Here is a 10,432-nt window from a genome sequence, read left to right on the forward strand (position 1 = left end):
GGTATAAACCAATTAAATCAAGACTCACTCGTCTCAGCAAAACAGGCGCTTCAGCTCTGGCAGAAGCAGTAAGGCCCGTTTTTTCAAGAGCGGCTTTAATATGTGAATCGATGGATTGCTTAGTGGCGGGCTCTTTAACCGGCAAATAAGCCCAGTGATCGCCCCAGGGAGCGCCCTGTTTTATCCATCTTCTGAGCGTAGCAATATCTTCTTCAGACAATGGATCGTGTTCGAACGGCATCCTTTCTTCAGGATCTTCCAAGGTTAATCGCCTGATCATTTCGCTGGCATCCGGGTTGCCTTTAATAATGGCAGGTTTCCCGGATTCTGTTTCGCGGAATGCTTCTTCTTCAAATAATACACTAAATCCACCTTTGGCTTTTACCCCTCCATGGCAGGAAATACAATGTTTATTAAGAATAGGCTTTACTTCAGTACTGAAATCTACAGGTGCTCCACGGTCTTTGGCGGCTCTGCTGATCACCCAGGAAAGCCCCCCTATAACTACGAGGCCGAGGGCCAGGATCAGCCACTTTTTATTTAGTCGGTTCATTCTTTGCATGGCGAAGGAATAGCTACAAATCGTTGCTTAAAGTTAACTTATTCCTGCACCCGGGAAAGAACCCGGAGTCTCTTGTGAAAATATTACCAGAAATTGTTCAATTTCGGCCCCCTGTTTTAGGGAAACAGCAACTCTGCCTGTGCAACACTTTCGGGTTTTCCTACATCAATAAATCGGTCACCGCTGTGATCAAAGCCCATAATTTTATGGCTTCCTGCCAAATTGAGGTAAACATCTACCAGTGAAAATTTGCCTTTTTGACCGATCAATGAAAAAATTTCCGGGGAAAAGATAACCACCGTGCTGTAAGCTTTCGGCTTCAACTGGGTTTTCGCCGTTTCCGGTGTATAAATGGTGCCTGGAGGAAAGCGGTATTGTGCTGTACTAAGATTTACCCAGCCCTGTAGTCGGTTATCCTCATCAAACAAAAAGTTACGGGTGCTGCTCCTATCGGTAATTCCAAAGCTTACCAATGCCCCCTCCCGCTCATGAAAACCTTTCAATGCGTGCAGGTCTAGTTCCGTTAAAACATCCGCATTTATAGTAAAAAAACTCTCTCCCCGCAGTAGCTCAGCGGCTTTTAGCAGCCCACCGCCTGTTTCCAGCACCTCCTGGGTTTCATCACTGATAAGCACTTTAGACCCCCATCCGCCATTGTCCTGGATGGCAGCAATAAGCTGGTCTGCAAAATGATGCACATTCACCACTACCTCATATACTCCATAGGATTGTAAATACTCAATATTTCGTTGCAGTAAGGATTTTCCATTTACCATGGCCAAGGCCTTTGGATGTTGGTCTGTCCATGGCTTAAATCTTGTTCCCAGGCCTGCCGCAAAAATCATTGCCTTCATTATTCTTGTATTTTATTATTCAAAACCCGGGTTATCCATTTATCCAGTTCTTAGCCTCCTGTTCAATATGTTTTAGTTCAACTTTCACTTTAAACTTATTACGCAGGTGCCTGGCCAGGGCATCGGCAGCGTATACGGAGCGGTGCTGCCCACCTGTACAACCAAAATTTACCTGCAAATTTGAGAATCCCCTGCGGATATAGTCAGATACGCTGATGTCTACCAGGTCAAATACACTATTCAGAAAATCAGGCATGGCAGTTCTTTGTTCCAGGAAATCCTTCACAGGTTTATCTCGCCCGGTTTGTTTTTTATATTCTTCTACCCTGCCCGGGTTCAGAATTCCCCTGCAATCAAATACAAAACCACCCCCATTTTCTGTGGGATCTGGAGGCAATCCTTTTTTGTAGGAAAAACTGTGGATGGTTACCACCAAGGGAGTGGACTCATCCGCATGCAGGGGCTCAAAACGAGCCAGTACTTCCTCACTGGTACAAAATTGCAGGCATTTATCAAACTCCGGAACAGCGATTCCCATTTTACGATTCCCGGTAAAAGCCTGCAGGTTTTTTAATGCCTGTGGTATACTGGTCAGAAATTGAGCTTTTCTTTGAAAAAATCCCCTGAAACCATAGGCGCCCAGCACCTGTAGCAAACGAATCAGGACATATCCGTTGTATTGGATGGTAAAAAGAACAGGATCCACCGGGTGCGCCAGGTATTGATTAGCCTCCGAAATATAATAACGGAGTAATCCATCTTTCCAGTCTTCTGGCAGGTTTGCCCTTGCCTGCCATAACATCGATGCCACGTCGTATTGTAAGGCGCCGAGCATGCCACCCTGGTAATCTATGAAATGTACCGCCCCATCCTGCACCATAATATTCCTGCTTTGAAAGTCCCGAAACATGAAATGTTTGGTTTCAGTGTGGGTAAGGTAAGAGCTAAGCGCATCAAAATCATCCAACAAAGCCTGCTTATCGTACGGAAATTTAAGGGTATCAAGAAAATAATACTTAAAATAAAGCAAATCACTGAGAATGGCTTGCTTTCCAAACTCACGTGCTGTAAGACAATGCTCGTAATTGATTAATTCCCCCCCCTTTATTTGAAGATGGGCCAGTTTCGACAGGCTTTGTTGAAAGAGTCCGTAAACTTCCTGGCAAAATCCCTTTTCCTCCAGTTCATTCAACAAGGACCGATCTCCAAAATCTTCCTGCAGATAGATATCTTTTTCTTCATTAACTGCATAAATATTTGCTACAGGTGCCCCCGCTTTTTTGAGCGACTGTGTAAAGGACAAAAAAGTTTCATTTTCCTGGATATGGGGGTTATAAGTGGCAATAGCGGATTGTATAGTTCCCTCACCGGCTGCTTTAATCCTGAAATACATCCGATCGCTCCCTGACTGAGGCAACTTGTTGATTTCGCCAGCAGCCAGACCGGTAAGCTGTTTCCACAGCTGATCAATACGTTCAATAAATTTTTCCATAATAGAGCGTCAAATATAGGATAGTTCAAAATAGCTTGAGCTGCTTTCCGGGCAAGGAAAACAAGCTGGTATCCAAACTCCAACGCTCCGAATTGAGTCCGTATAACTGGCTGAATTTTTTAAACTGCTGCCTGATAATTGCAGCCTGCGGCCCTTCTCCCCGCATTCTTGTACCAAACCTGCTGTCGTTTACTTTTCCCCCATGCCCGTGTTCAATGGCATGCCAAACCTTATCTGCCCGATCTGGAAACTCTCTGTATAACCATTCGTGGAAGATTAATTTCACGGCCCCATTCAATCTCACAAAGGTATACGCGGCAAACCTTGCACCCGCTGCAGCAGCGCGCTCCAGGATTTGGGGAATTTCGTGGTCGTTTAAGCCGGGTATAACGGGCCCAAGCATTACCCCGGTATGTACATTTTTAGCACTTAACTCCCTGATTACTTTCAACCGCTGTTCATTGGTTGTTGTACGGGGTTCCATTTTTCTTCGAATTGATTCGTCCAAACTGTTGATGGAAACCAATACCGATGCCAGTCTTCTTTCTGCCATTTTTACTAACAGGTCCGCATCACGTAGTATGCCTGCATTTTTTGTAATTATGCCGATCGGCTGATTAAATTCCTGGCATACTTCTATTAGTCTTCGGGTAATCCTGAATCGTTGTTCTGCCGGTTGATAACAGTCTGTATTGCCACTGATCGAAAGCGGCTGGCATTCCCAATCAGGCCGAACTAAAAACTTTCTTAGTAATTCAGGAGCATTTCGCTTAACAATGATTTTTCGTTCAAAATCGAGCCCCGCACTAAAGCCCCAGTATTCATGTGAATTACGTGCATAACAATAGATACAGCCATGTTCACACCCCTGGTATGGATTCATACTGTAGAACATATTGACATCCGGGCTTTCTACTTTATTAACCAGGCTTTTTGCATCCTGCTCCAGGTACTGCGTGTGGCTGTCTGTTTCCGTCCAGTCATCTATGGCAACCGCTTCCATGCGGGCCGTTTGAACCGATTCAAATCGATTGGCCGGATTAATCTGTGCCCCTCTTCCCCTCATTTTTACTTTTTCTTCTTCAGGCATAAACTGCTGTTTTTGAGTAGAACCAATCATGCTGAGCCGGCGGCATCAGGCATCGAACAAAGACTGCTGCCGCACACCTACCGGCAAATTGCGCAATTCAATCCGCTGGATAATCTGCCAGTTTGAACTTCCCTGTGTACGCTTTAATAAGAGGCAGGCATCTGCCAGGAACTGTGCAGTGAAGGATTTATTAGCATATTCTCTCCAGGCCTGTTCAAAAAGGGCAGAAGGAAGCTTTCCTGCAAGCAGTATTTTGTGTTCCGTAGGAAAAAATGCAGGGTGCTCTTTATCAGGCCGCAATAGGTGCTGAATAGACTTCAATTCCCTGGAAATACCCCATAACCCCGTTTCGGCGTTGGCGCCCGCCCTGGAAGCAACCGGAATAAACAAACTATGAGTTGGCTGAGCTGCATAATCCTGTAGCCTGATTTGAAAAGGCCGCCAACCTGTAGCCAATTGGTAAATGGACTGTTTAACCCGTTCCTCCAGTAACTGGCGTTGCCGGAATTTTACCAGTGGCAAAACAACCTGTGCGGGTACTGCAAACGGCAATGGATATTTTTCCTGGAATAGTTGACGTTGCCTTCGGATCTTGTCCTTAACAACCTCCGGTAATGCCCAAACCAATTGGTACTCCTGCTCCTGGTAGCCGGGAAGAGATGCATACTTAAAAAACCCCTCACTTTTCCGTTCTGCTCCTGCTTGATAAATCTGCATAACTATTTATTTAAAGATTAAATGATTCGGCCTGTTGTTTAAACCCCGGGGGCAACAAGGGGAAACGGCTAAGCAACCGAAAATCTTGATTCCCCTTATCTGCCACTACCAATTCCAATTCTGTTAAAACCATTTCCTGGCGGTGGCAGTTGGAAGAAAACTCCAATTGCACTGCTCGCTCAATGGATTCATCTATTTCTTCTACTAATAAAAGCCGGGGTGAGTGGATCAATTGGAGCGCACCACAACCATTACCCTGCATCCACCCTTCCAGCACGCGTAACCGTTCAGCCAGCATCCTGAAGCTTCCCGGTTCCTGTACTCTCCAGTACAAGGGTTGCCCGGGCATACCGCCGTAATTATTGAAGGCAAAACCAAATCCTTCCTGGGTTCCAATGATCCTGTTCAACCATCGAAACAGCGTACCTTCCATCTCTTCCCTAGCCTGAAACCTGGCTATCAACAGGCAGGGATCAGCTAGCTTTAGCAACCGTTGTTTACTAAAATCTTTCAGGGGAAGCAGCAGATCCGAAACAGCTTCCTTTACCTGTGCAGATAAGCTCACTCTTAATTCATACCGCCGGAAAGCAATGCCATCCGATACTTGCTGCCTACCGCTAAATAAGGCAGCAGGCTCTGTTTTACCTGGATATTGTACTTGCATAACCACGGACTTGGCTTCTAATTTATTTAGCATAAAAATACTAATAATTTTAGTAAAAACAAATAAATTTGCCTCATCCATTAATTTTTAACCCCTGAATATTGATTATATGGAAATCGAAAATGCCTTTACACCTGCGTATAGCGGAACCAAAGAATTTGATCAACATACTGTTAGAAATGCCAATGCAACCGGGTTTGGTGCGGCCGCTGACGATTATGCATCCCGGGCGCTTGATCTCAACGATTACCTGATCAGCAATAAACCCTCTACTTTTTTTCTGCGCATTCAAAGCGAGTCAATGACTGATGCCGGAATTCATGCGGGTGACCTGGTTATTGTAGACAGATCTGTAACACCCAGAAACGGTCATATAGTGATCGCTAATTTGAATGGTGAAATGCTGATTCGCCGTTATGAAAAACAGTTCAATAAGGTTCGGCTGATTCCGGCAACCAGCAGGCTTGCCCCCATCGATATTGACCCGGCCTCCGATGGATTTTCGATATGGGGGGTTGTTAGGTATACGGTGCATGCCTGTTGAACCGGGGGAAGGGGGAATGGAGAAGGGGAAATGGGGAGAAAAAAAAGAAATCATCTCATCCTTCACCTCCTTCACCCTTCACCCCTCCTTTCTCCCTTCAACCTTCTCTATTCCCATTCACCCTTTCCCCCTTCCCCACATGTTCGCCCTTATCGACTGCAACTCCTTTTATTGTTCCTGCGAACGGTTATTCAGGCCCGACCTGGAAAACAAGCCCGTGGTTGTATTAAGCAATAATGACGGATGTGTCATTGCGCGCAGCGACGAAGCAAAAATCGCCGGCATTAAAATGGGTGCCCCGTATTACCAATGCAAAACGCTGATTGAACAAAAAGGAGTGGCTGTATTCTCTTCCAATTACCAACTGTATGGAGAACTCAGTATGCGGGTAATGGATACCCTCCGGCAACTACTTAGTGAGGATAAAGTAGAAGTCTATTCCGTAGATGAAGCATTTCTGGATTTAACAGAAATCCCCCCCGAACAGATAGAAAGCCTGGCGATGCGGTTAAAAGAAACGGTTGAAAAATGGACCGGCATTAAGGTATCTGTAGGTGTCGGTTCAACTAAAGTATTGAGTAAAATAGCCAACCGGCTGGCGAAAAAAGATAAAACGGCCACAAACTGTGTATTGGTTCTTCAAAACCAATCCCAGCTTACACAAGCCTTGAAACAAACAGAAATCGGGGAGGTTTGGGGGATAGGTTATCGATATGCCGAAAAACTTCGTCAACTGGGTATTACAGATGCGTTCAGGTTCAGCCAGCTTCCCGTAAACTGGATACGAAAAAATATGGGCGGGGTAGTGGGCGTACGCTTATTCAATGAGTTAAATGGAAAACCCTGTATTGATCTGAAAGACCCCCTGGAACAGAAAAAAATGATCGGCAGTTCAAGAATGTTTGGCCGACCGGTATACGAGGTACAGGATATCAGGGAAGCCGTATCTACCTACCTGGCTAGATCGGCTGAAAAGTTGAGACGGCAACAAAGTGCGGCTTCTGAAATTGAAGTATATATCGTGGCTGCGGATGAAAACAGGTTTATCTATCGTCCTAAAAAATTCCGCAGTTCGATCCGTTTGCCCCGACCCAGTTCTGCCACCAATGAACTAATCCAGTTTGCGCTGCCACTGGTAGATGCCCTTTACCAGGGAAAACGGAAATACCTGAAAGCGGGGGTGCTGTTATCCGGGCTGGTGCCGCAAAGCAGCTTACAGGAGGATCTCTGTTTTTCCGGACAAACAATGAATCCGGAACAGCACCAGTTCAACCGTAAGCTGATGCTTGCCCTTGACAATATTAATTTCAGCCAGGGAGCGGAAACGATCCGTTTTGCTGCTACCGGGGTTCAGCCTACCTGGAAAATGAAACAGGAAAAAATGAGCCCCCGCTATACTACCTGCTGGAAAGAATTACGGGAAATACGTTGAAAACTATCACGGTTGAATTGACGTCTTCCTTTTGCTTAAAACAACTTTCCCTGAACGGCATCCTCTTCCAATACGGGAACAGCAGTTTTTAGACCTGTTTGCAAAGCAATTTTTTTTCCGGCATAGGCACCCACTGCAGGCACCATCGAATCCTGCCCGAGGTGTAACCAGAAAAACGCGGTTTTTAATCCCGACTCAAACCATTGCTGCAACCGGATTGCCCAGGCATCAATCCGGCTAAAATCAGAGGAGTGCCCCTGGTTGCCTACAAACCGGATAAACACCTGCGGTATAGTTACCAGCATGGAACAAACATCCCGCCGGCCGGCCACATCCGTAATAACCAGCCCGATCTTTAAATCAGATAAAGTGCGGTAAAAATCATCCATCCGCTGCGTTTGTTCAAACCAGGCTGCATGTCTTAATTCGACCATCCATTGTATACCAGATGGAAGCGATGCCAGAAATTCGAGCAACTCTACCTGACGGGTGGGCGAGAACTGATCGGATAACTGAATAAATACCGGGCCTAAGCGGGTCCGCCTTCCTTTATCAAAAACTTTTACACTGTCAACAAATGCTTTCACCTGGTCTTCTTTCCCTTTGAGTGCACCCCGGTGACTGATTCCCTGAAATAATTTCGGGCAAAAAACAAACTCACCCGGATGATTAACCGATTCGGCTATACTGTCTACCTGGTTTACCCATTTGAGCAATTCTTCCTCCGTATATATTTTATAATGCGTAGCATTTAATTCCACTGCATTAAACTGTCTTGCGTAGGCAGCCAAAAAATTGACCGCTTTTGCCGTACGGGGATAGAGTGTTCCTACCCATTCAGGTACCGTCCACCGGGCAGCGCCCAGAAAAAAAGCAGCATCCCGATCCCTTGATCCAGCCAGCACTTTGCTGGTCAGCGGGGGATCCGGTACCAGGGAAAAATCCACCTGGTTCAGATTTCCCAAAGCTACTTTTCCAAATTCCATACAATATTTTACTGCAATTTAAGTACCGAATTCAACTATGCGTACCAGTTTGTACCTTTCCATATGCGAAAAATCGGGCTGGCGATTCTTGAGTTTATTCGGCTGGTTTTACAATTCCTGCTGAAAAAGCCGGTTTTATGGGCAGTATCGAAGTTTAGTTCAGCCCCCCAACAGGAAAAAGTGAGGGAGGCATTGTCGGCGCTCTACCGAAGCATTACAACAGATCCTGGTAAAAGCGGGCCACTTATTGCCTTTCGGCCGGATGAACATGCTATTATTATTTTCAGCGATCTGCACAAAGGCACCCGCGATGGGGCGGATGATTTCACGATCTGCGAACCCAATTACCTGGCCGCTCTAGATTACTACCAGCAGCGAAAATATTATTATATCAACCTGGGCGATAGTGAAGAACTCTGGGAAAACATCTTACCTAACGTCATAAAATACAATAAAACAAATTTTGAAAAAGAAGCAGCTTTTGCAGCCAGAAATGCTTTTGTAAAGCTATATGGTAATCATGATTTGTATTGGGGAAATGATCCGCTTGCGTCCAGCTTTCTAAAATCAATTTATGGAAAACCGGTGAAGGCCCAGGCGGGTGTAGTGCTGCGGGCTGAATTACCCTACGGACATCTTGATTTTTTCTGTACCCATGGTCACCAGGGCGATGCTCAAAGTGACGGAAATGCATTTTCAAAATGGTTTGTAAGTTATATATGGGGTCCACTGCAGGCATTATTGGAGATCAATACCAATTCTCCTTCCTCCAACGATTCGCTCAAAACCCTACATAATGAATATATGTATGAATGGAGCGCCGCTCAAAAAGACCTGGTACTGGTTACCGGGCATACCCACCAACCGGTTTTTAACTCACTTACCCACCTGGAGCGATTATACCTTCAACTCGACCAGGCCAAACAGGAAAATGACCTGGAGAAAATAACGAAAATAAGTGCAGAAATTCCGCGTAGAAAAAGAGAATACGACTTTGTAAATCATCAGTACCATACCATGCGGCCGAGTTATTTCAATGCGGGCTGCTGTTGTTTTGATGATGGCACGATAACCGGGCTGGAAATTTCGGAGGGGTACATCCGGCTGGTTAAATGGAGTACAGTACAGGGCCTACCTACCAGGATTGTAGCCGAAGAGGAGCACCTGGTAACGCTCAGCAAGCGCCTGAGTTCTTAGAAAGTGGGAGCTTACCGACTCAGTTGGTATAATATTTTGATGGCCTCGGAGCTCCATCCTGCCGTTGTATCCTGCAACCAGTGACGTTTGAACGACTGGCGGGCGGCGATAGAATCGGACGTATTATATCCGATCAACCGAAGCGCAGTTAGTTTGTCGAAATAATCCGGTACGGCCAACCCGGTGGTATCGGCATACCATTTCCCAAATCCGCGATCTGCCAGTTCTTTCCACGGAAAACGCCAGTTGGGATCATTTTTTCTGGTTGGAGCAATATCTCCATGTCCGATAAAATTTCCGGTAGGAATATTATGCCTTTTTTTTAGCGTGTCCAGCAAATTAAGCAGGCTGTTAACCTGCCTGTCATCAAAATATTCAAACCCGTTATTATCCAGTTCAATACCAATACTGGAAGAATTCAGGTCGGTATCATATCCCCAACTGCCTACGCCGGCATGATGCGCGCGCAGGTAATCATTTAGCATATGATATACGGTACCGTCTTTACAGATAACATAATGCGCACTAACCTGTGTGCGCGGAATGGTAAATGTTCGAAGGGTTTGTTCACAGCTGTTTTGCGCGGTATGATGAATGATCACAAAATTCGGCTTTCGCATACTGAAATTGGTGGTACCCACCCAGTAGGGAGCGGAAGACATGGACTGATCCGGTGGAAATTCCAGCAGTTGCTTGGCAAGTAACCGGGCTTTCTTTTTATGGGCCTTGTTGGTGCTTTTATAAGGATTTGGGCTACAGGCTGCCACTACCAGCAATAACAGCAGCCAGCCCCTGCCAGCCTTGCTTAGCGTCCATTTCATGATTGCAGTTTTATCAGGCAATTCCGGCATTCAATTAACCGGCAGCTTGTTCTGCCGCCCCCGGCCTATCCGA

11 protein-coding genes are annotated in these 10,432 nt (G+C 45.8%); 3 read left to right on the forward strand and 8 right to left on the reverse strand.

Annotated features, from left to right (window positions below; translation table 11 throughout):
* From A1D16_RS19840 to A1D16_RS19865, 6 genes are all read right to left on the reverse strand, one after another.
* Positions 1 to 562: c-type cytochrome domain-containing protein (locus tag A1D16_RS19840; protein ID WP_290712775.1), on the reverse strand; the 562-nt coding region annotated here is incomplete at its 3' end.
* A 116-nt stretch (positions 563 to 678) separates the two neighbouring features.
* Positions 679 to 1,416 carry a sugar phosphate nucleotidyltransferase gene (locus tag A1D16_RS19845; protein WP_290712777.1) on the reverse strand — a complete coding sequence of 246 codons (738 nt, stop codon included), beginning with the start codon at positions 1,414 to 1,416 and terminating at the stop codon, positions 679 to 681.
* 31 nt (positions 1,417 to 1,447) lie between these two features.
* Positions 1,448 to 2,908, reverse strand: coding sequence for an RNase adapter RapZ (locus tag A1D16_RS19850; RefSeq protein WP_290712779.1), 1,461 nt, complete (start codon positions 2,906 to 2,908; stop codon positions 1,448 to 1,450).
* Positions 2,909 to 2,933: 25 nt separating this feature from the next.
* The gene (locus tag A1D16_RS19855) at positions 2,934 to 3,998 is read right to left on the reverse strand and encodes a PA0069 family radical SAM protein (protein ID WP_290712781.1); all 1,065 of its coding nucleotides are present in this window, start codon (positions 3,996 to 3,998) and stop codon (positions 2,934 to 2,936) included.
* A gap of 45 nt (positions 3,999 to 4,043) precedes the next feature.
* Positions 4,044 to 4,715 (reverse strand): hypothetical protein, encoded by a 672-nt coding sequence (locus tag A1D16_RS19860; protein WP_290712783.1) that lies wholly within the window; start codon positions 4,713 to 4,715, stop codon positions 4,044 to 4,046.
* A 10-nt stretch (positions 4,716 to 4,725) separates the two neighbouring features.
* Positions 4,726 to 5,412, reverse strand: a complete 687-nt coding sequence (locus tag A1D16_RS19865; RefSeq protein ID WP_290712785.1) for a hypothetical protein — start codon at positions 5,410 to 5,412, stop codon at positions 4,726 to 4,728.
* 76 nt (positions 5,413 to 5,488) lie between these two features.
* Between A1D16_RS19865 and umuD the strand changes: the two genes are divergently transcribed.
* Both umuD and A1D16_RS19875 read left to right on the forward strand, forming a co-directional pair.
* Positions 5,489 to 5,923 carry a translesion error-prone DNA polymerase V autoproteolytic subunit gene (gene umuD, locus A1D16_RS19870; RefSeq protein WP_290712787.1) on the forward strand — a complete coding sequence of 145 codons (435 nt, stop codon included), beginning with the start codon at positions 5,489 to 5,491 and terminating at the stop codon, positions 5,921 to 5,923.
* Positions 5,913 to 7,355, forward strand: a complete 1,443-nt coding sequence (locus A1D16_RS19875) for a Y-family DNA polymerase (RefSeq protein ID WP_290712789.1) — start codon at positions 5,913 to 5,915, stop codon at positions 7,353 to 7,355. Before umuD ends, A1D16_RS19875 begins: the two co-directional genes overlap by 11 nt.
* Before the next feature lie 35 nt (positions 7,356 to 7,390).
* Here the strand turns inward: A1D16_RS19875 and A1D16_RS19880 are convergent, their stop codons facing one another.
* Positions 7,391 to 8,341 carry a DUF72 domain-containing protein gene (locus tag A1D16_RS19880; protein WP_290712792.1) on the reverse strand — a complete coding sequence of 317 codons (951 nt, stop codon included), beginning with the start codon at positions 8,339 to 8,341 and terminating at the stop codon, positions 7,391 to 7,393.
* 63 nt (positions 8,342 to 8,404) lie between these two features.
* Between A1D16_RS19880 and A1D16_RS19885 the strand changes: the two genes are divergently transcribed.
* Positions 8,405 to 9,538 carry a metallophosphoesterase gene (locus A1D16_RS19885; protein ID WP_290712794.1) on the forward strand — a complete coding sequence of 378 codons (1,134 nt, stop codon included), beginning with the start codon at positions 8,405 to 8,407 and terminating at the stop codon, positions 9,536 to 9,538.
* A gap of 11 nt (positions 9,539 to 9,549) precedes the next feature.
* Here the strand turns inward: A1D16_RS19885 and A1D16_RS19890 are convergent, their stop codons facing one another.
* Entirely contained in the window at positions 9,550 to 10,359 is an 810-nt protein-coding gene (locus tag A1D16_RS19890) for an N-acetylmuramoyl-L-alanine amidase (protein WP_290712796.1), read from the reverse strand.
* Positions 10,360 to 10,432 lie beyond the last annotated feature (73 nt).

Origin of the sequence: Flavihumibacter sp. CACIAM 22H1, assembly GCF_001601815.1 — a bacterium.
Classification (GTDB): Bacteria; Bacteroidota; Bacteroidia; order Chitinophagales; family Chitinophagaceae; genus Flavihumibacter.